Source organism: Modestobacter roseus (genome assembly GCF_007994135.1).
Classification (GTDB): domain Bacteria; phylum Actinomycetota; class Actinomycetes; order Mycobacteriales; family Geodermatophilaceae; genus Modestobacter; species Modestobacter roseus.
The window spans coordinates 150,829-172,824 of sequence record NZ_VLKF01000001.1 but is presented as its reverse complement, the minus strand read 5'-3'; the positions used below and the strand labels follow the sequence as shown (position 1 = coordinate 172,824).

At 73.2% G+C, this 21,996-nt stretch carries 24 protein-coding genes; 14 read left to right on the top strand and 10 right to left on the bottom strand.

Features of this window, described 5'->3' with window-relative positions:
- The first annotated feature begins 110 nt into the window (after positions 1 to 110).
- The gene (locus JD78_RS00840; RefSeq protein WP_153356510.1) at positions 111 to 2,222 is read left to right on the top strand and encodes a catalase; all 2,112 of its coding nucleotides are present in this window, start codon (positions 111 to 113) and stop codon (positions 2,220 to 2,222) included.
- A gap of 68 nt (positions 2,223 to 2,290) precedes the next feature.
- On the opposite strand, the gene JD78_RS00835 is transcribed toward JD78_RS00840, so the two are convergent.
- Positions 2,291 to 3,091: an FAD-binding oxidoreductase gene (locus JD78_RS00835; RefSeq protein ID WP_228394894.1), complete on the bottom strand. Its 801-nt coding sequence runs from the start codon at positions 3,089 to 3,091 to the stop codon at positions 2,291 to 2,293.
- Positions 3,084 to 3,695 (bottom strand): sulfite oxidase-like oxidoreductase, encoded by a 612-nt coding sequence (locus JD78_RS00830; RefSeq protein ID WP_153356507.1) that lies wholly within the window; start codon positions 3,693 to 3,695, stop codon positions 3,084 to 3,086. The genes JD78_RS00835 and JD78_RS00830 overlap by 8 nt, the downstream gene beginning before the upstream one ends.
- 179 nt (positions 3,696 to 3,874) lie before the next feature.
- On the opposite strand from JD78_RS00830, the gene JD78_RS00825 reads away from it, so the two are divergent.
- From JD78_RS00825 to JD78_RS00815, 3 genes are read left to right on the top strand one after another with little or no spacing between them, the layout of a single operon-like run.
- A complete protein-coding gene (locus JD78_RS00825; protein ID WP_228394893.1) occupies positions 3,875 to 4,585 on the top strand; it encodes a succinate dehydrogenase cytochrome b subunit in 711 nt (236 codons plus the stop codon).
- Between the two features lie 18 nt (positions 4,586 to 4,603).
- Entirely contained in the window at positions 4,604 to 6,550 is a 1,947-nt protein-coding gene (locus JD78_RS00820; RefSeq protein WP_153356501.1) for a fumarate reductase/succinate dehydrogenase flavoprotein subunit, read from the top strand.
- A complete protein-coding gene (locus JD78_RS00815) occupies positions 6,547 to 7,326 on the top strand; it encodes a succinate dehydrogenase/fumarate reductase iron-sulfur subunit (protein WP_228394892.1) in 780 nt (259 codons plus the stop codon). Before JD78_RS00820 ends, JD78_RS00815 begins: the two co-directional genes overlap by 4 nt.
- Before the next feature lie 160 nt (positions 7,327 to 7,486).
- On the opposite strand, the gene JD78_RS00810 is transcribed toward JD78_RS00815, so the two are convergent.
- The 3 genes from JD78_RS00810 to fdhA form a co-directional block, all read right to left on the bottom strand.
- Entirely contained in the window at positions 7,487 to 8,095 is a 609-nt protein-coding gene (locus JD78_RS00810) for a GDSL-type esterase/lipase family protein (RefSeq protein ID WP_228394891.1), read from the bottom strand.
- Positions 8,096 to 8,171: 76 nt separating this feature from the next.
- A complete protein-coding gene (locus JD78_RS00805) occupies positions 8,172 to 8,369 on the bottom strand; it encodes a hypothetical protein (RefSeq protein ID WP_153356498.1) in 198 nt (65 codons plus the stop codon).
- A 58-nt stretch (positions 8,370 to 8,427) separates the two neighbouring features.
- Positions 8,428 to 9,651, bottom strand: coding sequence for a formaldehyde dehydrogenase, glutathione-independent (gene fdhA, locus JD78_RS00800; RefSeq protein ID WP_153356493.1), 1,224 nt, complete (start codon positions 9,649 to 9,651; stop codon positions 8,428 to 8,430).
- A 271-nt stretch (positions 9,652 to 9,922) separates the two neighbouring features.
- On the opposite strand from fdhA, the gene JD78_RS00795 reads away from it, so the two are divergent.
- From JD78_RS00795 to JD78_RS00775, 5 genes are all read left to right on the top strand, one after another.
- Positions 9,923 to 10,843, top strand: coding sequence for an MIP/aquaporin family protein (locus JD78_RS00795; protein ID WP_153356490.1), 921 nt, complete (start codon positions 9,923 to 9,925; stop codon positions 10,841 to 10,843).
- Positions 10,844 to 10,864: 21 nt separating this feature from the next.
- A complete protein-coding gene (dhaK, locus tag JD78_RS00790) occupies positions 10,865 to 11,866 on the top strand; it encodes a dihydroxyacetone kinase subunit DhaK (protein ID WP_153356487.1) in 1,002 nt (333 codons plus the stop codon).
- A gap of 2 nt (positions 11,867 to 11,868) precedes the next feature.
- Positions 11,869 to 12,501: a dihydroxyacetone kinase subunit DhaL gene (gene dhaL / locus JD78_RS00785; protein ID WP_208103936.1), complete on the top strand. Its 633-nt coding sequence runs from the start codon at positions 11,869 to 11,871 to the stop codon at positions 12,499 to 12,501.
- A gap of 6 nt (positions 12,502 to 12,507) precedes the next feature.
- Positions 12,508 to 12,918 (top strand): dihydroxyacetone kinase phosphoryl donor subunit DhaM, encoded by a 411-nt coding sequence (gene dhaM, locus JD78_RS00780; protein ID WP_153356484.1) that lies wholly within the window; start codon positions 12,508 to 12,510, stop codon positions 12,916 to 12,918.
- 132 nt (positions 12,919 to 13,050) lie between these two features.
- On the top strand, positions 13,051 to 14,343 hold the full coding sequence (locus JD78_RS00775) for a C40 family peptidase (RefSeq protein WP_153356481.1): 1,293 nt from the start codon (positions 13,051 to 13,053) through the stop codon (positions 14,341 to 14,343).
- A 3-nt stretch (positions 14,344 to 14,346) separates the two neighbouring features.
- On the opposite strand, the gene JD78_RS00770 is transcribed toward JD78_RS00775, so the two are convergent.
- Positions 14,347 to 15,336, bottom strand: coding sequence for an LLM class flavin-dependent oxidoreductase (locus JD78_RS00770; RefSeq protein WP_153356477.1), 990 nt, complete (start codon positions 15,334 to 15,336; stop codon positions 14,347 to 14,349).
- Here JD78_RS00770 and JD78_RS00765 point away from each other — a divergent pair.
- The 3 genes from JD78_RS00765 to JD78_RS00755 all read left to right on the top strand — a co-directional run bounded on the left by JD78_RS00765 (position 15,329) and on the right by JD78_RS00755 (position 16,595).
- A complete protein-coding gene (locus JD78_RS00765; RefSeq protein WP_153356474.1) occupies positions 15,329 to 15,637 on the top strand; it encodes a hypothetical protein in 309 nt (102 codons plus the stop codon). The genes JD78_RS00770 and JD78_RS00765 overlap by 8 nt on opposite strands.
- Before the next feature lie 108 nt (positions 15,638 to 15,745).
- Positions 15,746 to 16,105, top strand: coding sequence for a hypothetical protein (locus tag JD78_RS00760; RefSeq protein ID WP_153356471.1), 360 nt, complete (start codon positions 15,746 to 15,748; stop codon positions 16,103 to 16,105).
- Between the two features lie 82 nt (positions 16,106 to 16,187).
- A complete protein-coding gene (locus JD78_RS00755) occupies positions 16,188 to 16,595 on the top strand; it encodes a hypothetical protein (protein ID WP_153356468.1) in 408 nt (135 codons plus the stop codon).
- Positions 16,596 to 16,626: 31 nt separating this feature from the next.
- Here JD78_RS00755 and JD78_RS00750 read toward each other — a convergent pair whose 3' ends face one another.
- The 4 genes from JD78_RS00750 to JD78_RS21620 all read right to left on the bottom strand — a co-directional run bounded on the left by JD78_RS00750 (position 16,627) and on the right by JD78_RS21620 (position 18,716).
- Positions 16,627 to 17,241 (bottom strand): LURP-one-related family protein, encoded by a 615-nt coding sequence (locus JD78_RS00750; protein WP_228394889.1) that lies wholly within the window; start codon positions 17,239 to 17,241, stop codon positions 16,627 to 16,629.
- A gap of 75 nt (positions 17,242 to 17,316) precedes the next feature.
- Entirely contained in the window at positions 17,317 to 17,607 is a 291-nt protein-coding gene (locus JD78_RS21625; RefSeq protein ID WP_194290388.1) for an ANTAR domain-containing protein, read from the bottom strand.
- Between the two features lie 78 nt (positions 17,608 to 17,685).
- Positions 17,686 to 18,051 (bottom strand): hypothetical protein, encoded by a 366-nt coding sequence (locus JD78_RS00745; protein ID WP_194290387.1) that lies wholly within the window; start codon positions 18,049 to 18,051, stop codon positions 17,686 to 17,688.
- A gap of 107 nt (positions 18,052 to 18,158) precedes the next feature.
- A complete protein-coding gene (locus tag JD78_RS21620) occupies positions 18,159 to 18,716 on the bottom strand; it encodes a hypothetical protein (RefSeq protein ID WP_153356465.1) in 558 nt (185 codons plus the stop codon).
- A 93-nt stretch (positions 18,717 to 18,809) separates the two neighbouring features.
- Between JD78_RS21620 and JD78_RS00735 the strand changes: the two genes are divergently transcribed.
- Positions 18,810 to 21,203 carry an MMPL family transporter gene (locus JD78_RS00735; protein ID WP_228394888.1) on the top strand — a complete coding sequence of 798 codons (2,394 nt, stop codon included), beginning with the start codon at positions 18,810 to 18,812 and terminating at the stop codon, positions 21,201 to 21,203.
- The gene (locus tag JD78_RS00730) at positions 21,200 to 21,964 is read left to right on the top strand and encodes an LmeA family phospholipid-binding protein (RefSeq protein WP_166520887.1); all 765 of its coding nucleotides are present in this window, start codon (positions 21,200 to 21,202) and stop codon (positions 21,962 to 21,964) included. The genes JD78_RS00735 and JD78_RS00730 overlap by 4 nt, the downstream gene beginning before the upstream one ends.
- The last annotated feature ends 32 nt before the right edge of the window (positions 21,965 to 21,996 follow it).

The window sequence follows — 21,996 nt, the reverse complement described above, 5'->3', positions numbered from 1 at the left end:
GCGAGGGCACCCCACCCCGGCGGACGGCGCCGAGCCGTTTCCGGCGCCCGGCGGGCCGGGTAGACGGAGGGCAACGACCACCGCAGCACGCTCGACAGCAGGAGAACCACGTGCCCCCGAAGCGCAAGCCCGACCAGTCCGCCCCGAAGACGGTCAGCGCCACCGGCGTCGGCTACACCGGCCCGGAGGAGGGCCGCGACCCGCGCGCCCAGGCCGGGGAGTTCGTGACCTCGCCCATGGGCGTCCGCCTCCCCGACACCGACCACTCGCTCAAGGCCGGCCGGCGCGGCCCGACCCTGCTGGAGGACTTCCACCTCCGGGAGAAGATCAACGCCTTCGACCACGAGCGCATCCCCGAGCGGGTGGTGCACGCCCGCGGTGCGGCCGCGCACGGCGTCTTCACCGCCTACGGCACCGCCGGGAACATCACCCGCGCCGCGGTGCTCGCGGAGAAGGACCTGCAGACCCCGGTGTTCGTCCGGTTCTCCACGGTGCTGGGCTCGCGCGGCTCGGCCGACACGGCCCGGGACACCCGCGGTTTCGCGGTGAAGTTCTACTCGAAGGAGGGGAACTGGGACCTGGTCGGCAACAACATGCCGGTGTTCTTCATCCAGGACGCGATCAAGTTCCCCGACATCATCCACGCCGGCAAGCCGAGCCCCAGCCGGGAGATCCCGCAGGCGCAGTCGGCGCACGACTCCTTCTGGGACTTCGTGACGCTGCACACCGAGGCCACCCACCACACGATCTGGAACATGAGCGATCGGGGCATCCCGCGCTCGTTCCGGATGATGGAGGGCTTCGGGGTGCACACCTTCCGCCTGGTGAACGAGGCCCGGGACACGGTGCTGGTGCAGTTCAAGTGGACCCCGAAGCTCGGCGTGCACTCCCTCACCTGGGAGGAGGCGCAACTGGCGATGGGCGCCGACCCGGACTTCCACCGCCGCGACCTCGCCGACGCCATCGAGGCCGGCGCCTTCCCGGAGTGGGAGCTGGGCGTGCAGGTCTTCCCGGACAACGACGAGCAGATGTACGAGGGCATCGACCTGCTCGACCCGACGAAGATCGTCCCGGAGGAGATGGTCCCGGTCCAGCCGATCGGGAAGCTGGTGCTCAACGCCAACCCCACGAACTACTTCGCCGAGACCGAGCAGGTCGCGTTCAACACCGGCCACGTGGTCCCGGGCATCGAGTTCACCAACGACCCGCTGCTGCAGGGGCGCAACTTCTCCTACCTGGACACCCAGCTCACCCGGCTCGGCGGGCCGAACTGGCGGCAGATCCCGATCAACCGCCCGCACGCGCCGGTGAACGACAACCACCGCGACGGCTTCATGCAGCAGGGCATCCCGGAGGGCGACGCCCCCTACCTGCCCAACTGGGTGGACGGCGGCGAGCCGGTGCCGGCCGACTGGGAGCACGGCGGCTACGTGAACGTGCCCCGGCACGTCGAGGGTGACGTCGTCCGGGAGAGCCAGTCCTCCTTCGAGGACCACTTCTCCCAGGCCGCGATGTTCTACGCCAGCCTGTCCCACCCCGAGCAGGTGCACGTCACCGAGGCCTACGCCTTCGAGCTGGGCAAGGTCTACGAGAAGGAGATCAAGGAGCGGGCGCTCACCGTGCTCGCCAAGATCGACACCGAGCTGTGCCGGGCGGTCGCCGCCGGTCTCGGCCTGCCGGCGCCGGAGCCCGATCTCGTCGACCACCTCGACCCGTCACCGGCGCTGGCGCAGGTCACCGGGGAGACGTACCCGGTCGACGGCCGGCAGGTCGCCGTCATCGCCGGGCCGGACGCCGACCTGGCCGGCATCGCCGCCTTCCGCGAGGCGGTCGAGAGCGCCGGGGCCCAGGTCAAGGTGCTCGCCCCGGTCGGCGGCGAGCTCGGCTCCGGGGCGGACGCGCAGGTCGTGGAGCGCACCTACGTGACCGCCCGCTCCATCGAGTTCGACGCGGTCGTCGTCGCCGACGGCGCGCCGAAGGAGAAGGACATCAAGGCGGTCGTGCTGCTGCACGAGGCCTTCCGCCAGCTCAAGGCGTTCGGCACCTGGGGCGATGGCGCCGAGGTGCTCACCGCCGCCGGCATCGACACCACCGGTCCCGGCGTCCTCGCCGCCGACAGCGGTGCTGCGCTCGCGGCGGACCTGGTCGCCGCACTGGGCCAGCACAAGGTGTGGGACCGCGCGCCGCTGGTGACCTCCTCCGCGGTGCCGCCGGCGGCCTGACCCACGGCGTGCAGCGGCCCCGGGGTGCGGACGCACCCCGGGGCCGCTGGACACCGGTCGAGGCTGGCTCAGCGCGCCGGCTGCTCCAGCGCCGAGGGGCCGAACCGCTCCAGCCGGATCGCCGACGGCGCCACGCCCATGCCGACCAGCAGCTGGCCGGCGGCCTCGGCGAAGGCGGCGGAGCCGCACACGTACGCGGTCTGCCCCGGCTCCCACAACGGCAGCAGGTCCATCGCGGTCATCCGGGCGGCCGGGCGGATGCCGTGCGCCTCCCGGGTGGTCACGATCAGCGCGCCGGCCGCGGCGAGCTCCTCGGCGTAGGGCAGCTCGGCCAACGTGCGCGCCGAGACCGCCACCCGCAGCAGGTCCAGCCGTCCGATGTCCCGGGCGTGCCGCACCATCGCCACCAGCGGCACGACGCCGCTGCCTCCGCCGACCAGCAGTGCCGGGCTGGTGCCGTCCCAGACGAACCAGCCCCCGATCGGGCCGCGGACCTCCAGCTCGTCACCCGGCTCGACGACGTCGGCGAGGTAGGTGGAGACCTCGCCGTCGTCCAGGCGCTCCACGAACAGCTCCACCAGCGGGTCACCCGGAGCCGAGGCCACCGAGTAGGACCGCTGCGCGGTGTATCCGTCCTCGGCGGTCAGCCGGACGACGTAGTGCTGACCGGGCAGGTGGTCGACCCGGTCGTGGACGTCCAGCCGCAGCTCCACCGAGCGGGCGATCGGCCGGCGCAGCCCGGCGACGGTCGCGGTGGTCCACCCACCCGCCGGCGCAGACGGGGTCACCAGGGCCGGCGGCTCGACCGGCTGCGGTCCCGCTCCGGGCGGCGTCGCCGGGTCCGGCAGGACGGCGTCGGCCTCAGTCACCCTGGTACCGCTGCTGCTTCCAGGGGTCGCCCCGGTCGTGGTAGCCGTTCTGCTCCCAGAAGCCGGGCTGGTCGCGCTTGAGCAGCGTGATCTTGCTGATCCACTTGGCGCTCTTCCAGAAGTACAGGTGCGGCACCAGCATGCGCACCGGGCCGCCGTGCTCGATCGGCAGCGGCTGCCCCTCGTACTCCCACACCAGCCAGGCCTTGCCGCCGGTGACGTCCTCGAGCGGCAGGTTGGTCGTGTAGCCGGTCTTCGCCGTCGCCATCACGAACCGCCCCTCGGCGGTCGGCTTGGCGACCTCCAGCAGCGAGTCGACGCTGACGCCGGCGAAGTGGGTGTCGAACTTCGACCAGGTGGTGACGCAGTGGATGTCACCGCTGTAGGCCGAGGCGGGCAGCGCGTGCGCCTCGTCCCAGGTCCAGGTCGTGGGGTTCTCGACCTCGCCGTCGACGGTGATCGTCCAGGTCTCCGGGGCGATCCGCGGCGTGGGCTCGGCGGTCAGCACCGGCCAGTCACCGCCGGCGTCGTACTGGCCGGGTGGGAGCCGCGGGTCACTGGGGCCGCGGCGGCGGCCGAGGAAGCCGCGAGTGGGTCCAGGCACGTCCGAGGTTCCTCTCTGACCGGCCCTGGCGGGCGGCGGCGGGGCTGTCCGGCGGAGATCATCCTCCTCCTCGGGGCCCGGTGTCTCCCGAGGGGCCGAGGTGAGGGTCGCCTTACATGAGCCGTGTCACGGCGGGTTCACCTGGGTGTCACGTGGGCACAGGGAATACCTTGGGTGACGTGGCGACGACGACGACGCAGCAGGCTCCGCCGAGGGCCCCGAAGACCGGCCGGTTCAGCAACTCGGTCGTCAAGAAGACGGTGATGGCGGTCAGCGGGATCATCATGATCCTGTACTTGGTCGCGCACATGATCGGCAACCTGAAGGCGTTCTCGGGCCCCGAGTCCTTCAACAGCTACTCCGGGTGGATCCGCACCATCGGTGAGCCGGCCCTGCCGGCCCAGACGGCGCTCTGGATCATCCGGCTCGTGCTGCTGGTGGCCGTGGTCGCGCACTTCTGGGCGGCCATCTCGCTGTGGCGCCAGGCCAAGCGCGCCCGTCCGGTGCCCTACGCGACGAAGAAGCGCGTCCAGCAGAGCTTCGCCTCGCGCACCGTCCGCTGGGGCGGGGTGATCCTGGCGCTGTTCATCATCTGGCACATCCTCGACCTCACCCTGGGCGCGGTGAACCCCGAGGGCCACGACAGCACGCCCTACGAGCGGCTGGTCGCCAGCTTCTCCAACATCCCGGTGACCGCGTTCTACGTGGTCTCGATGCTGCTGCTGGGCCTCCACCTGCGGCACGGCATCTTCGCCGCCACCCAGACCCTGGGCCAGACCAACAAGCGGCGTGAGCGCGCGGTCAACGCGTTCGCCTACGTCGTCGCCACCGTGCTGACCGTGGGCTTCCTGCTCGTCCCGCTGTCCGTCGCCTTCGGCCTGATCGACTGAGAGAGAAGGACACCTGCGATGCCTCTCGAGCTCTTCACCGTCGGCGAGCCGATCGCCGACACCAAGGCACCCCGCGACGTCCCCATCGCCCAGCGGTGGGAGGAGCGGAAGTTCCGTGCCCGGCTGGTCAACCCGGCCAACCGCCGGCGGTTGTCGGTCATCGTCGTCGGCACCGGCCTGGCCGGCGGCTCGGCCGCGGCGACCCTCGCCGAGGCCGGCTACCGGGTCAAGAACTTCTGGTTCCAGGACAGCCCCCGCCGCGCCCACTCGGTCGCCGCGCAGGGCGGGATCAACGCCGCGAAGAACTACCGCAACGACGGCGACAGCGTGCACCGGCTGTTCTACGACACGGTGAAGGGCGGCGACTTCCGCTCCCGCGAGGACAACGTGCACCGCCTCGCCGAGGTGAGCACCAACATCATCGACCAGTGCGTCGCCCAGGGCGTGCCCTTCGCCCGCGAGTACGGCGGCCTGCTGGACAACCGCTCCTTCGGTGGCGCGCAGGTGTCGCGCACCTTCTACGCCCGCGGCCAGACCGGCCAGCAGCTGCTGTACGGCGCCTACCAGGCGCTGGAGCGGCAGATCGGGCTGGGCAACATCGAGCAGCACCCGCGCACCGAGATGCTCGACCTGATCGTCGTCGACGGGCGCGCCCGGGGCATCGTCGTCCGGCACCTGATCACCGGTGAGATCACCTCGCACATGGCCGACGTCGTCGTGCTCGCCTCCGGCGGGTACAGCAACGTCTTCTACCTGTCGACGAACGCCAAGGGCTCCAACGTCACGGCGGCCTGGCGCGCGCACAAGAAGGGCGCGCTGTTCGCCAACCCCTGCTACACCCAGATCCACCCGACCTGCATCCCGGTCAGCGGCGACTACCAGTCGAAGCTGACGCTGATGAGCGAGTCGCTGCGCAACGACGGCCGCGTCTGGGTGCCCAAGGAGCGCGGCGACACCCGCGACCCGCGGCAGATCCCCGAGGACGAGCGCGACTACTACCTCGAGCGCATCTACCCGGCGTTCGGCAACCTGGTGCCCCGCGACATCGCCTCGCGCCAGGCGAAGAACGTCTGCGACGAGGGCCGCGGCGTGGGCCCGAACGGGCTGGGCGTCTACCTGGACTTCTCCGACTCGATCCAGCGGCTGGGCCGCAAGGCGATCGAGGCCAAGTACGGGAACCTCTTCGACATGTACAACCGGATCACCGGGGAGGACGCGTACGAGACCGGCATGCGCATCTACCCGGCGGTCCACTACACGATGGGCGGGCTCTGGGTCGACTACGACCTGCAGTCCACGATCCCGGGTTTGTTCGTGATCGGTGAGGCCAACTTCTCCGACCACGGCGCGAACCGGCTGGGTGCCAGCGCCCTGATGCAGGGCCTGGCCGACGGCTACTTCGTGCTGCCGAACACGATCAACGACTACCTCGCCGACGGCCCGTTCCCGAAGGTCGACACGACCCACCCGGCGGTGGTCGAGGCGGAGCAGGGCGTCCGCGCCCAGACCGAGAAGCTGCTGTCGATCAACGGCACCCGCACGGTCGCCTCGTTCCACCGTGAGCTGGGCAAGCTCATGTGGGACCTGTGCGGGATGGAGCGCTCGGAGGAGAGCCTGCGCAAGGCGCTGGACCGGATCCCGGAGATCCGCCAGGAGTTCTGGACCAACGTCAAGGTCTCCGGCGAGCAGGGCATCTTCAACCAGAACCTCGAGCACGCCGGCCGGGTCGCCGACTTCATCGAGCTCGCCGAGCTGATGTGCGTCGACGCGCTGCACCGCAACGAGAGCTGCGGCGGCCACTTCCGGGCCGAGAGCCAGACGCCTGAGGGTGAGGCGCTGCGCGACGACGAGAACTTCGCCTACGTCGCCGCGTGGGAGTACACCCCGGAGGGCGTGCCGCCCGTGCTGCACCGCGAGGCCCTCGAGTACGAAGTCGTCCACCTCGCACAGCGGAGCTACAAGTGACCACCACCGAGCCACGCATGATGAGCCTGACCCTGCGCATCTGGCGCCAGCGGGACCGGACGCAGAAGGGCAAGATGGTGACCTACCACGTCACCGACGTCTCGCCCGACATGTCCTTCCTCGAGATGCTCGACGTGCTGAACGAGAAGCTGATCCTCGACGGCGACGACCCGGTGGCGTTCGACCACGACTGCCGCGAGGGCATCTGCGGGTCCTGCGGCCTGATGATCAACGGCATCGCCCACGGCCCGGAGCAGGCGACCGTCTGCCAGCTGCACATGCGGTCGTTCAACGACGGCGACGTGCTGGACATCGAGCCGTGGCGCTCCGGGGGCTTCCCGGTGGTCAAGGATCTCGCGGTCGACCGTTCGGCCTTCGACCGGATCATCTCCGCGGGTGGCTTCATCAGCGTCCCGACCGGCACCGCGCCCGACGCGCACGCCATGCCGGTGCCGAAGAAGGACTCCGACGCGGCGTTCGACGCGGCGACCTGCATCGGCTGCGGCGCCTGCGTCGCCGCCTGCCCGAACGGCTCGGCGATGCTGTTCACCGCCGCCAAGGTCGCCCACCTCGGCCTGCTCCCCCAGGGGCAGCCGGAGCGGGACGCCCGGGTGCTGAAGATGGTGGCGCAGCAGGACGCCGAGGACTTCGGCGGCTGCAGCAACATCGGCGAGTGCTCCGCGGTCTGCCCGAAGGGCATCTCGATGGAGACCATCTCCCGGCTCAACCACGACCTGCTCGGCGCACTCCGCGCCGGAGGCGTGCCGGCCAGCTGAGCGCCGGAGGCGTGCCGGCCAGCTGAGCGACCGATCCGGCCGAACGGGCCGGCACCCCCACCGGGGTGCCGGCCCGTTCGTCGTCCGTGGGACGCGAGATCTGCGATCTCGGGCTTTAGGAGCCGCCTTGGCCCCGAGTTCGCAGATCTCGCGTCGCTGGTCAGGCGGCGGCGTCCTCCCGCCGCGCGACCAGGGTCAGCAGGTGCGGGGCCAGCGCATCGGCGACCAGCGCGTAGCCCGCCGAGGAAGGGTGGAACCGGTCGGCGGAGAACAGCCGTGGATCGGCGGCGAACCGGGCGGACAGCGCCGGCGCCACCGGGGCCACCGCCCCACCGGCCGCCTCGGCGGCCGCGGTCTGCCGGCTGCGCACCTGGTCGCAGACGGCCGCCACCACCGACCGGAGCGCCGGCGGCACCCAGGCGACCGCGGAGAGGTCCGGGGTCGGGACGACGAGCACGTCGGTGCCGCGCCGGCGCAGCTGGGTGACCGCCGCGCCGAGGGCCGCGGCGCCCTGCGCGGGCGACACCTGCCGGGTCAGGTCGTTCGCGCCGACCACCAGCAGCGCGACGTCGGCGTCCTGCGGTGCGCGGCGCACCTGGGCGTCGAGGTCGAGCGAGGTCGCCCCGGGGACGGCGACCACGGTGCGGCGCACCGCACGGCCGGCGGCCTCGAGGGCACGGGTGAGCCGGGCGCCGAGCGTGTCCGCCGACGAGGCGGCGCCGGTGCCGAACGCCAGGGAGTCGCCGAGGACCAGCAGGTGCAGCGTCACGACCGGTACAACGGCGCAGCACCCGCCCCTGTTGCGTGAGCTGCGGCTCCTCCCGGGCGCGGGTCCCCGGCCGGCGTCAGCCGCCCTGGGCGAAGAGCTCGGCGGCCATCCCGTCGTCGATGAACGGGTACTTGACCTTGAACTGCGCCAGCGCGTCGGGGACGGAGAGCACGTGGGTCTCCCGCCGGCCGGCGGCGTCCACGGTCTGCACCGTGACCATGTCGCCGTTGATGGGCACCCAGTGGGTCTCGGCGTAGTCGGTGAAGACGTTCACCGGCCCATCCTCCCCCGAGCCGCCGGGGCCCGGGGGAGGACGGTGCGGTGCGGGGAGGTCAGGCCGCCTTGCCGGTCATCCCGTGCGGGTCGATCACGTACTTCTTCGCCGCGCCGGAGTCGAAGTCCTGGTAGCCCTGCGGCGCCTCGTCCAGCGAGATGGCCGTGGCGTTCACCGCCTTCGCGATCTGCACCTTGTCGTGCAGGATCGCCTTCATCAGCCCGAGGTTGTAGCGCATCACCGGGCACTGGCCGGTGGTGAACGACAGGGACTTCGCCCAGCCGGTGCCCAGGCTCAGCGACAGCGAGCCCACCTTGGCCGCCTCGTCGATGCCCCCGGGGTCACCGGTGACGTAGAGCCCAGGGATGCCGATGGCCCCGCCGGCCGCGGTGACCTCCATCAGCGAGTTCAGCACCGTGGCCGGCGCCTCCTTGGTCGACCCCTCGCCGTGCCCGCGGGCCTCGAAACCGACCGCGTCGACTGCGGCGTCCACCTGCGGCTCACCCAGGAGCTGCTCGATCTGGTCCTTCGGGTCGCCCTTGCTGACGTCGATGGTCTCGCAGCCGAAGCTGCGGGCCTGCGCCAGCCGCTGCTCCACGAGGTCGGCGACGATCACCACCGACGCGCCCAGCAGCTGCGCGCCGGCGGCCGCCGCCAGCCCGACCGGGCCGGCCCCGGCGATGTAGACCGTCGAGCCCGGCTTCACCCCGGCGGTGACGGCACCGTGGAAGCCGGTCGGGAAGATGTCCGAGAGCATGGTCAGGTCCATGATCTTCTCCATGGCCTGGTCCTTGTCCGGGAACTTCAGCAGGTTCCAGTCGGCGTAGGGCACCGTCACGTACTCGGCCTGCCCGCCGACCCAGCCGCCCATGTCCACATAGCCGTAGGCCGCACCCGGGCGGGCCGGGTTCACGTTCAGGCAGATCCCGGTCTTGCCCTCCTTGCAGTTCCGGCAGCGCCCGCAGGCGATGTTGAACGGTACGGAGCAGAGGTCGCCGACCTCGATGAACTCGACGTCGGACCCCTTCTCCACGACCTCGCCGAGGATCTCGTGACCCAGCACCAGGTTGGGCGGCGCCGTCGTCCGGCCGCGGACCATGTGCTGGTCGCTGCCGCAGATGTTGCTCGTGACGACCTTGAGGATCACCCCGTGGTTCAGCTTGCGTCCCACGTTCGCCGGGTTGACCCCGGGCCCGTCCTGCAGCTCCAGCTTCGGGTAGTCGATGGTCTGGACCTCGACCTTGCCCGGTTCGATGTACGCAACGCCTCTGTTGCCGGCCATCTGATGGCTCCTTCTGCTCGGGGACCGTGCTGCGCGTCGCCCGCCCACCCCGGCACCGTGCACCGGCCGGCGGGCCACGCCTCCGATGGTGCTCCTGTCCGGCCGTCGGGGCAGCACTTCGCATCGCGGCTCGTGCACGTGACACGCCCGCCCGGGACCTGCGGCCCGGGTCGGAGGTCCCGATCTGGAACGGCGCGCAGCGGGGCATTGTGCTGGGACGGCGATCACACCACCCTGTTCCCGTCCAACCCACCGCAGTGTTGGAGGGACCGTGTCCGAGCCCGTGAAGCAACGCACGCTGGCGGCCGAGCTGGCCGCCGAGTTCGCCGGGACGTTCATCCTGATCCTGTTCGGGGTCGGCGTCGTCGCCCAGGTGGTGGCCGGCGGCCTCGGCGACCACGACAGCATCGCCTGGGCCTGGGGCCTGGGCGTCACCCTGGGCGTTTACACCGCCGCGCGGATCAGCGGCGCGCACATCAACCCCGCGGTCACCCTCGCCCTGGCGGTGTTCCGCGACTTCCCCTGGCGCAAGGTGGCGCCGTACGCGCTGGCCCAGACGCTGGGGGCGATGGCCGCCGCCGCCCTGGTCCGGTGGAACTACACCGAGGTCATCGCCGCCATCGACCCCGACCACACCATCGCCACCCAGGGCATCTTCTCGACCCTGCCGGGCAACGGCGCCCTGCCGGTGGGCACCTGGGGTGCGTTCCGCGACCAGATCATCGGGACGGCGATCCTGCTGTTCCTGGTGCTGGCCGTGACCGACCTGCGCAACACCGCGCCGGGGGTCAACCTGGGCCCGTTCGTGATCGGCCTGATCGTCGTCGCGATCGGCATGGCCTGGGGCACCAACGCCGGCTACGCGATCAACCCCGCCCGCGACTTCGGTCCGCGGTTGGTCTCCTACCTGACCGGCTACGGCGGGGCGTGGCGAGATCAGAACGGCGACTTCTACTGGTGGGTGCCGATCGTGGGCCCGCTGATCGGCGCCGTCGTCGGTGCCCTGCTCTACGAGCTGCTGGTGGGCCGGCGGCTGCCGGTGGAGGACGAGCCGGAGGCCGGCCGGACCCCCATCGAGCCCGACTCCGCACCCACCGGGGACGGTCGCGCCCCGCTCCCCCGCACCACCGTCGAGCAGGACCGGCCGACGAGCGAGGCGCGCGGACGCCCCCGCGCCGCCGACACACCCTGACCACCACCTCGGAGGAGAACCGTGAAGAAGCTCATCAACGACCCCGCCGACGTCGTCGCCGAGTCCCTGCGCGGCCTGGCGATCGCCCATCCCGAGCTGCGGGTCGACCACCCCAACCGGGTGGTCTTCCGCGGCGACGCCCCGGTGCGCGGGAAGGTCGGCATCGTCTCCGGGGGCGGCTCCGGTCACGAGCCGATGCACGGCGGGTTCGTGGGGGTCGGCATGCTCGACGCCGCCTGCGCCGGGGAGGTGTTCACCTCCCCGGTGCCCGACCAGATGGTCGCCGCGACCACCGGCGTCGACGGTGGCGCCGGGGTGCTGCACCTGGTGAAGAACTACACCGGGGACGTGATGAACTTCGAGATGGCGGCCGAGCTGGTGGCTGCCGAGTCGGGCACCGAGGTGGTCTCGGTGGTGGTCGACGACGACGTCGCCGTGCAGGACAGCCTCTACACCGCCGGCCGGCGGGGCGTGGGCGCCACCGTGCTCGCCGAGAAGATCGCCGGGGCCGCTGCCGAGCAGGGGCGACCGCTGACCGAGGTGGCCGAACTGGCCCGGACGGTGAACGCCCGCAGCCGCAGCATGGGCGTGGCGCTCACCTCCTGCACGGTGCCCAGCGCGGGGACGCCGACCTTCGACCTGCCCGAGGGAGAGATGGAGGTCGGGATCGGCATCCACGGGGAACCCGGACGCCGCCGGGTACCGGTGGCGCCGGCCCGTGAGGTCGCCGAGATGCTGCTGGAACCGGTGCTGGCCGACCTGGACTACACCGGCGGGGACGGTGCGCTGGTGTTCCTCAACGGCATGGGCGGCACGCCGCTGATCGAGCTGTACCTGATGTTCGGCGAGGTGGTGCAGGTGCTGGAGAAGGCCGGGGTGCAGGTGGCCCGGTCGCTCGTGGGCTCCTACATGACCAGCCTGGAGATGGCCGGCTGCTCGGTGACGCTGCTCCGGGTGGACGACGACCTGCTGCGGCTGTGGGACGCACCCGTGCGCACCCCCGCGCTGCGGTGGGGAGTGTGAGGGTGGCCGACGAGATCTCCGTCGACGCCCTGCAGGCGTGGCTGCGGGCCTTCGCCGGCGCCGTCGCCGAGAACCGGGACCAGCTGACCAAGCTGGACCAGGCGATCGGCGACGGCGACCACGGCACGAACATGGACCGGGGCATGTCCGCGGTGGTGGCCGCGCTGGACGACGCCCCGCCCGCCGACGCCGCGGCCCTGTTCAAGCAGGTCGGCACCACGCTGGTGAGCAAGGTCGGCGGCGCCAGCGGCCCGCTGTACGGCACGTTCTTCCTCCGGCTGGCCGGCGCGGGCGGCGCCGGCCCGTGGGACGCGGAGACGTTCGCCCGGGCGCTGCGTGCCGGGCTCGACGGCGTCGTGGCGCGGGGCAAGGCCGAGGCCGGGGACAAGACGATGCTCGATGCGCTGATCCCGGCCTGCGACGCCCTCGACGCCGCGCTCGCCGCGGGCCAGCCGCTGGGCGAGGCGCTCACCGCGGCGGCGGATGCCGCCCGGGACGGACGGGACGCGACCGTACCGATGCTCGCCCGCAAGGGCCGGGCCAGCTACCTCGGCGAGCGCAGCATCGGCCATCAGGACCCCGGGGCCACCTCGACCAGCCTGCTGGTCGAGACCGCGGCCGCCGAACTGGGCTGAGCGGCGATGGCGCAGGTGGGGCTGGTCGTGGTCTCGCACAGCCGGCCGCTGGCCGAGGCCGCGATCACGCTCGCCCGGGAGATGGTCACCGCCCAGGACGTCCGGATCGAGGTCGCGGCCGGCACCGACGACGGCGGGCTCGGCACCGATGCGGTGGCGATCTCCGAGGCGCTGACCGCTGCCGACCGCGGTGACGGCGTGGTGGTGCTGATGGACCTGGGCAGCGCGGTGCTCTCGGCCGAGACGGCGCTGGAACTGGTCGACGACGCGCTGCGCGAGCGGGTGGTGCTCTCCCCCGGCCCCCTGGTCGAGGGGCTGGTCGGCGCCGCGGTGGTGGCCGCTGGAGGCGGTGCCCGGGAGGCGGTCGCCGCCGAGGCCGCGCGCGGGCTGGCGCCGAAGGAGGCGCACCTGGGCTGAGCCGACCGCGACGGCGACGGGTTGCTTGTGGCAACTCAGTTCCTCGCCAGCCCCTCAAGCACCTCCGGCACCACGCCGATCAGGTGGTCAGGTCACCCGGACGGGTGAACGGACCAGCTGAGGAGCGCGATCGTGAGCACGCAGGTGTCGGCCGGACGTCGGGTCGGAGCACGGCTGGCGCACCGCGCGGCGGCCGTCGTCACCGCCGTCGCCGTCGCCCTGGTGGTCGCGCCGGGGGTCGCCGCCGCGACGCCGGGCGCCCCCAGTGACGCCCAGTTGCAGGCCGCCGAGCAGGCCAGGGCCGACGCCGCCGGGCAGGTCGGCACCGCCGCCGCCCAGCTGGCCGGCGCGCAGGCCGACCTGGCCGCCGCGCAGGCGCAGTCGGCGATCGCGCTCGACACCTTCCAGGGCAAGCAGGCCGAGTACGAGACGGCGCAGGCCGCCGCCGAGACCGCCGCCGCCGCGGCCCGGCGGGCCGCCGAGGACCTCACCGCCGCCCGCGGCGCGGTGGCCGACTTCGCCCGGACGAGCTACCAGCAGGGCAGCACCTCCCCCGGCATCGCCGCGCTGCTGAGCGCCGGCGGCCCGGCGGAGGTGCTGGAGCGCGCCGCCCTGCTGGACGCCGCCGGGCTGCACCGGACCGACGTCCTTGCCGAGGTCACGGTGGCCGAGCAGCAGGCGACCGCCGCCGACGCCGCGGCCCGCGAGTCGCTGGCCCACGCCGAGGTGCTGCGCCAGGACGCCGCCGCGGCCCTGGCCGCCGCCGAGCAGATCGAGGCCGGCGCCCGTCAGCAGGCTGCGGCCTTCGCCGCCGAGCAGAGCCGGCTGCAGGCGCAGCTCGACTCCGCCCAGCAGACGCTGTCCGGCCTGCAGGGGGCGCGGGCCGCCGCCGAGGAGCGCCGGCGCCAGGAGGCCGCTGCCGCATCGAGCCGGGCGCAGGCCCAGCCGGTGCGTCAGCAGCTCAGCTCCGGCTCGTCCGCCGCGTCGGCCGGTCCCCGGGCCGGCGCCGGGTCCGCGTCGTCCGCGGAGACCGCGATCGACGCCGCCGAGCGGTACCTCGGCACCATCTACTCCTGGGGCGGCGGGTCGCTGTCCGGGCCGAGCGTCGGCTGGGGTGTGGACGCCGGCATCGTCGGCTTCGACTGCTCCGGCCTGACCCGCTACGCCTACGCCCAGGCCGGCATCAGCATCCCGCGCAACAGCCGGGCCCAGTACTCCGCGCTGCCGAAGGTCGCCCGGGCCGAGCTGCAGCGGGGGGACCTGGTCTTCTGGGCCACCGACACGAGCAACGCGGCGACCATCCACCACGTGGCGATCTACCTGGGTGACGGGCGGATCCTCGAAGCTCCGCAGAGCGGCTCGGTCATCCGGGTCACCTCGATGCGCTGGGGCGGCTTCATCGGTGGTGTCCGCCCCAGCGCCTGAGGCTCAGGCCGCGGGGTCCGCGACGGCCTCCGCGGTCAGCTCGACCGAGCGCAGCCGGCCCTCGGTGGTGGGCGACTGGTGGGCGACGATCAGCTCGTCGGCGTCGGCCTGCTTGCGGAACCGGTCGAGGAAGTCCCCGACCTGGGCCGGGGTGCCGACGGCGGTGTGGGTCAGCATCGAGCCCACGTGGTGGCCGGCGCCCTGCTCGAGGAGCAGGTCGGCCTCCTCGTCGGTCAGCGACCGACCGCGGCCGAACAGCCCGATCGCGAGGTTGCGGCGGACCGCCACCAGGTTCTGCTGGGCGGCCTCCTCGGTGTCGGCGGCGACCACGTTCACCCCCGCGATCACGTACGGCTCGGCCAGCTGCTCCGACGGCTTGAACTCCCGGCGGTAGGTGGCGACGGCGGCCTCCAGCGCCTGCGGGGCGAAGTGGCTGGCGAAGGCGTACGGCAGGCCCAGCGCCGCGGCGAGGTGTGCACCGAACAGCGAGGAGCCGAGGATGAACAGCGGCACGTCGGTGCCCTTGCCGGGGATCGCGTCGACGCCGGGCACCCGTGAGTTGCCGGTCAGGTAGGCCTGCAGCTCGAGCACGTCCTGCGGGAAGGTCTCCGCGGAGCCGGGGTCGCGCCGCAGGGCGTACATGGTGTTCTGGTCCGACCCCGGCGCCCGGCCCAGGCCCAGGTCGATGCGGTCGGGGTACATCGACGCGAGCGTGCCGAACTGCTCGGCGATCGTCAGCGGCGAGTGGTTGGGCAGCATGACGCCGCCGGCACCGAGCCGGATCGTGCTGGTGTGCGCGCCGACGTGGGAGATGAGCACGCTCGTGGCCGAGGAGGCGATCGTCGGCATGTTGTGGTGCTCGGCGTACCAGACCCGCCGGTAGCCGGTGGCCTCCGCACGCTGGGCGAGGGCGACGCTCGCCGCGATGCTGCTGCTCACGGTCTCCCCGCGGGCGATCGGGGCGAGGTCGAGGACGGACAGCGGGATGCGCATGGTGCAGGCCTTCCAGTCGGTTGCCCGGGACAACGCGCGGGGCGTGGACCTGCTTCCCGGCGGTCCGGTGCGCTGCCACACCGCCCCGGTGACCACCCCGGTACCCCTCCGACACCCGCCGCCCGGCCCGCCGGAGCCCGACCGCCTGGGCGCGGTGCTACGGGGCACGACCGTGGCGGTGGTCGCGATGGGTGCCTCCCGGGCGGTCCCCGACGCCGTGCCGCGCGCCGCCTTCGAGGGCGCACGGCCGATGACCGACGCCGAGCACGACGCCCGGGTGGATGCCGGAGCTGCTGGCTGACCAGCGCGGACGTGGCATCCGGGCGACGCGCCGTCCCGGTGGCCACGGGCGTCACACGCGTCGCGCGCCTCACCCGGCGACCATGATCAACGCCTTACAGTCCGCCTCGTGCCGGACCTTGGGATGACGACGCTCGCCGGAGCGCCGCTCGACGTCGAGTTCTTCCACCTGGGCGAGTGGTTCCCCGCAGCCCTGCTGGGCTGGCGCCACGACGCGTGGGGCCGCTGCGAGCTGCGCGTGCAGTTCGAGATCGGCGGCCTGCGGCGGGCCAGCTGGATGCCGCTGGCCGACGTCCGGCTCCCCCAGTGGCAGGCCGCCCGCTACGCCCCTCCCCCGGTCCCGCGGCACCGGACCGACGACGACCTGGTCGTCCCGATCCGCTACGACCACCGGTGGGACGCCCCGGCGCCGGCCGAGTGGGCGGTCCCCCAGCCGCGGACCGGCGAGCAGCGCTACAGCTGGGTCTGAGCCCTTTCCCCCACCGGCTCCCGGTGGCACCCTCGGGAGACCACGCCCCGGCCAGGAGCGCGCGTCTCGACGAGGAGCCGCCGTGTTGAGCCACAGCTGCTACAGCCAGGACCACATCGACGCGCGGCGGGCCGCCGTCGACGACCGGGTCGCCGCCTGGCGGCGGTTGTCGGCGGCCGTCGGCGACCACGCCGCCCTGGGCGAGTTCGAGCCGGTCTTCTTCACCGACCTGGTGCTGGTGCTGGAGGGCTGTTTCGTGCACCGGGGCCGCGACGTCGAGGGCGAGGACGGCAACGCGCTCACCGAGGTGCGGGTGCTCGCCGCGTCACTGCGCAGCGGCGGCCGGGTGCTCGCCGACCGGGAACTGCGCTACCACCCGGGGCACAGCGTGCTGGGCCACCACGTGGGCGACGAGATCGTCCTGCGCGAGGCCGACTTCGTCGCCCTGGCGAAGGCCTTCTTCGCCGAACTGGAGGCCCGCTACCTCTGAGCGACTCTGCAGGGCGACTCTGCAGGGCGACTCAGCGACTCTGCAGGGCGTCCAGGGCCACGGCCATCGAGGCCGCCACCCGGAAGTCCAGCCGCGGGTCGGGGACGGTGACCCGGTAGCGGTCGCGGACCGCCTTCTGCCGCTCGCTGACCAGCACCGGCTGCCCGGTCGCGGTGTCGGTGAAGTCGAAGTGGAAGACGAACGGCACCCACACGTCGCCCACCACCGGGAGGAACGTCCAGACCCGGCGGACGACGGCGAGCACCGGGCGCCGCTCCTGCCCGACCGCCTCGATGCCCGGCGCGGAGAGGTTCCAGGTCGAGCGCAGCAGGCTGGCGCCGAACTGCTTGCTGAACATGCCCAGCGGCTGGCCCTGTTCGTCGTACACGTCGTGCTCCGCCGCGACGTCCAGCCGCTGACGGGCCTTGAAGGAGAAGACCCGGCGCTTCTTGGACTCGTCGGCGAAGAAGACGACCTCCTCCTTGAGCTTCATCCGCTTCTGCTCGGCGAGGGCCATCAGCTGCCCCTCGGAGCCGTCCGGGTTCGCCGCCAGGACCTCGTAGCGGTTGACCATCATGGTGATCCGCTGCTTCACGAAGAAGGCGGGCACCACCATGGCGGCGGGCTGGTGCTGCGGGCTGGTCACGGCTGAGCGCTCCTGTCGGGGTTCGGACGACGGAGCGATCCTGCCCGACACACGGCCCGGTGGGGAGGCACCGCGCTACCGGGAGCTGTCGGCGTCCGGGGCCAGGTCGTCGAGCGGCACCGTGCGGTCGAGGACCCGGGCCGCGAGCTCATCGAGGGACGTCCCCTCCGCGTAGGCACGGGCCCGGAGCAGAGCCAGCGCGTCCGGGCTGGGCACGGCCAGGGCGGAGTTGACGAAGCCCATCGCCTGCCACACGGTGGAGCGCCGCGCCGCGGCCGGGGCGTCCAGCCACCCCGGTCCGTCGGACCGGCCCCTGCCCGTCTGGCTCTGCGCCTGGAGCACCGCGCCGATCTCACCGCTGACCACCAGGGCGTCCCGCAGGCTCAGCGAGCCGACGTCGTGCGGCGGGACGAGGTACAGGTCGAGAGCCCCGATGCCCCGGAGTTAGTCGCGCAGCGGGAGCGAGATCGTGCTCCGGATCCGCGTGCGGGCGACCAGGCTGTCGTAGAAGCCCGGCCACCGGGCACGGATCGCCGCCTCGTCGGCGAGCACGGGCTCGCCCGCGGCGTGGGCGGCCAGGCACGGCCCCTCGCCGGAGGTGAACTGCAGCCGCTCCGCCTCGGCCGACTCCGCGTCACTGGACCCCAGCGGCAACCGCCGGTCGGAGAGGAAGAAGAGGCAGATGCCGGCGCCGTCCACCGGCAGCACCCGGGCGCACGCCCGGGCGAGACGTTCCGGGAGCAGCTCCGCGTCGGGCAGCTCGGTCGCGGCCTCGGCGAGCGCACGGTGGAAGTTCTCGACGAGGGGCACGTGTCTCCGGCCGGTCGTGCGCCAGAGCGGCTGCCTGACGGTCTCCGCCGACGGTGCTCACCGGCTCCTGGTGACTGTCCCGATGGCGCCGCCGGGAAACCAGCGGCTCAGGTCGGAGGTGCCGACGGCGAGGTCGTGGTGGCCGGGGACGTGGTGGCCGGTGCCGTGGTGGCCGGGGACGTGGTGGCCGTGGGGTCCGCTCCGTCGTCCACGGCGACGACCGTGCAGCCGGCGAGGTCGTCACGCAGCCGCCCCTGCAGTGGCTGGAGACGCCGGACCACCTCGTCGAGGCGGGCGGCGTTGAGCGCCGCTGCCGCCTCGGCCAGGTCGTCGACGGTGGCGACGACGTCCTGGGCCCCGTTCACCGCCCGCAGGCAGTCGGCATTGACCACCACCTCGGCGGACTCGCCCACGGCCGGTGCGTCCGGCAGCCGGATGGTGACGTCCTGCGCGGGGTCGGCCGCGGCGGGGAGCGGGACGGGCGCCGACCCCTCGCCGACCAGGCCGACGAGCAGCCCGCCGGCGACGACGCCGCCCACGAAACCGGCGACGACCAGCCATCCGCGCACCGCCCGCCCCGGACCGCGTGCACCGTCCGGCGACGTTGCTCCGGCCCCGTCGTCGGGATCGGGGCCGGGGTCGGGGTCGGGCTCGGTGTCGGTCATGGTCGTCCTCCCACCGTCGGGCGGCGGTCCTCGACCGCCGGTAGCCTTCGACTGCTGAGCTCACCCGGTAGTACCGCGAGGCTGGAGGCCCCGGTGCCAGCCACGGCCGCCACCCGATCGTCCACCGGGCTGGCTGCCGCCGCCCGGCGGGTGACCGGGCCGGTGCGGCGGGGGTTCCGGAGAGCCGGCCGCGCCTACCGCGACGCGGTCGTCAAGGCCCGCTGGTTCGTGCTGGTGGGCTGGCTCGCACTGACCGTGGTGGTCTCGGCGCTCCTCCCCACGGCCGGCGGGGGCGGCGGAGCCGACATCGGCAACCTCCTGCCGGAGGGCAGCCCGGCCGCCGCCGTCCAGGAACGCTCCCTGGAGCTGTTCCGGGTGCCGGTGCTCTCCCAGGTCTCGGTCGTGGTGCACGACCCCGACGGGCTCAGCGTGCTGACCCAGGCCGACGTGGCGCTGTGGGCGGCGGCCCACACGCAGGCCTACCTGGACGGCGACGTGCCGCCCGGGCGCGGGCAGATCGTCGCGGCCGTCCCGGTGCCCACCTCGACGCCGGACACGGCCGTCACCTACCTGTACGTCTCGAACTACACGTCGCTGGAGCGGACCCGGGACCTGGCCCGCGAGTACGCCGCGCACTTCCACAACCAGGACTCGGTGCAGACCTTCGTCGCCGGCGTGCTGCCGGCCCAGGTCGCCCAGGCCGACCACCTGGAGTCGCGGCTGCACCTGTTCGAGGTGGCCACCCTGGTGCTGATCGCCGGCGTCGTCGGGCTGACCTTCCGTTCGGTGGTGGCCCCGCTCGTCGTGCTCGTGGCCGCCGGGCTCGGCTACCTGGTCGCCATCCGCAGCCTGGGGGTGCTCGCCGCCACGCTGGGCTTCGCGCTGCCCGACCAGCTGCAACCGCTGATCGCCGCGCTGCTGATCGGGGTGATCACCGACTACTGCGTGCTCTTCTTCGCCGGCCTCCGCCAGCAGCTGGACCGGGGGCTGCCGCGGCTGGACGCCACCCGGCGGGCGGTCACCGCCAACGCGCCGATCATCGCCGTCGCCGGGATCACCGTCGCGGCCGGCACCGCGGCGCTGCTCGCGGCGGACTTCCAGCTGTTCCAGGCGTTCGGGCCCGCGCTCTCGCTGACCGTCGTCATCGGGGTGCTGGTGTCGCTGACCCTGGTGCCGGCGTTGATGGCCATCCTCGGGGAACGGCTGTTCGGGCTGGGCACGCGGAGCCGCTCGCCCCGCCGGCCGACCCGGCGCGGCAACGGCCGGCTGCTGCGCATCGTCGTCTCCCGGAAGGGCGCGACGGTGGCGACCCTGCTCGCGACCGGGCTGCTCGTGCTGGCTGCGGCGCCGCTGCTGCAGATGCGCCTGGACCTCTCCTTCACCTCCGGCCTGCCGGCCGACGACCCGGTGCGGCAGGGCGCGGAGGTGCTCGCAGAGGCCGGTGTCCGCGGGGTCATCGCCCCCACGGAGGTGATCGTCGAGGGCGACGACGTCATCGAGCAGCGGCCGGCCCTGGAGCGGCTGCAGTCGGCCATCGCGGCCCAGCCCGGGGTGGCGGAGGTGCTCGGGCCGGCGCAGAACCCGCTGCCGGACAGCTACGGCGTCGTCTTCTCCGAGGACGGCGACGCCGCGCGGTTCGTCGTCGTGCTGGACAGCGACCCGCTGGGGGCGCCGGCGATCAGCGACCTGCGCGAGCTGAGCACCCGGCTGGACACGCTGGCCGCGGAGGCCGGCCTGGAGGACGCCGAGGCGGCGGTCACCGGGCAGACGGCGATCGCCGGCGAGCTGGCCGCGATCACCCGGGACAACCTGCGGACCACGCTGACGGCCGCGTTGCTGGTCGAGCTGCTGATCCTGATCGTCTACCTGCGCGCGCTGTGCGCCCCGGTGGTGCTGCTGGCGTGCAGCGCGCTGGGGGTGGCCGCCGCGCTCGGCCTCAGCGTGCTGGTGTTCCAGGTCCTCCTGGGCGACCCCGGGCTGGCGTTCTACGTCCCGTTCGCGACCGCCGTGCTGCTGCTCGCACTCGGCTCGGACTACAACGTGTTCGCCGTCGGCTCGATCTGGGAGGCCGCCGCCCGGCATCCGCTGAGCAAGGCGATCATGCTGGCGATGCCGAGCACGTCCCGGGCGATCAGCGCGGCCGGGCTGATCCTGGCGGCCACCTTCGCGATGGTCGCGATCATCCCGCTGCAGACGTTCCGGCAGATCGCCTTCACCATGGCCGTCGGCCTGCTCATCGACACGTTCCTGATCCGCCCGGTGCTCACCCCCGCCGTGCTCACCCTGCTGGGCCGGTCGGCGAGCTGGCCCAGCAGCCGGGTGCGCACCGCGTCGGTCGGGATCGAGGAGCTGCGCCGCACCGGGGTCGTCGGCGCCCGCAGCGGCGGACCCGAGGTGTTGCGGGACGAGTCGCTGGAAGCCCGGGTGCTGGCCGACGTGGACGACGAGGAGCGGCAGCCCGCCGGGGTCGAGGCGGGACCACGGTGACCGGCGCGAGCGCGACGGGGCGTGGCTCGGCCGGCCGGCGGGCGGGACCGGCCCGAGCGACCGTGCTGCTGGGCGTCGCGGTGGTGCTCGGCACCCTGCTGCTGCTGTGGGGCGCGGACCGGCTGGCCCGGTGGGGTGCGGAGTCGGTGCTGGCGCGTGGCATCCAGCAGGCCACCGGGGTGGCCGAACGGCCGACGGTCCAGGTGCACGGCACGTTCTTCCTCGCCCAGGCGGTGCAGGGCCGGTACGACGACGTCGAGGTCTCCCTGGACGTGGTCTCCTCCGGGCCGATGTCGGTCGACGCGGTGACCGCCCGGCTCAACGGGGTGCACGTGTCCTTCCACGACCTCCTCGTCCAGGACACCGCGCCGGTGTGGGTCGAGCGGTCGGTCACCGAGGCGTTCCTCGGCTACGACGACCTCAACCGCTACCTCGAGGTCACCGGGCGCCCGGTGACGGTCGGCGCCGCCCCGGGGGGCGAGGTGCGGCTGACCGGGACGGTCGGGCTCCTGGGCCGGCCGGTCTCCGCGTCCGCCCTCGCCGACGTCTCCCCCCGCGACGGGACGCTGGCCGTCTCACCCCGTGCCCTGGACACCGGGACACCCCTGGACGCCGCCGGCGAGGCCCTGCTCGGGCAGCGGTTCGAGTTCCTGGTGCCGCTCGACCTGTTGCCCTTCGGTCAGGAGCTCGCCGCGATCGAGACCACCGAGGACGGGCTGGTGCTGGGAGTCCGGGGTACCGACGTCGTCGTCCGGCCGTGACGTCGGGGGTCGGGTGGCGCAGGTCACGCTGG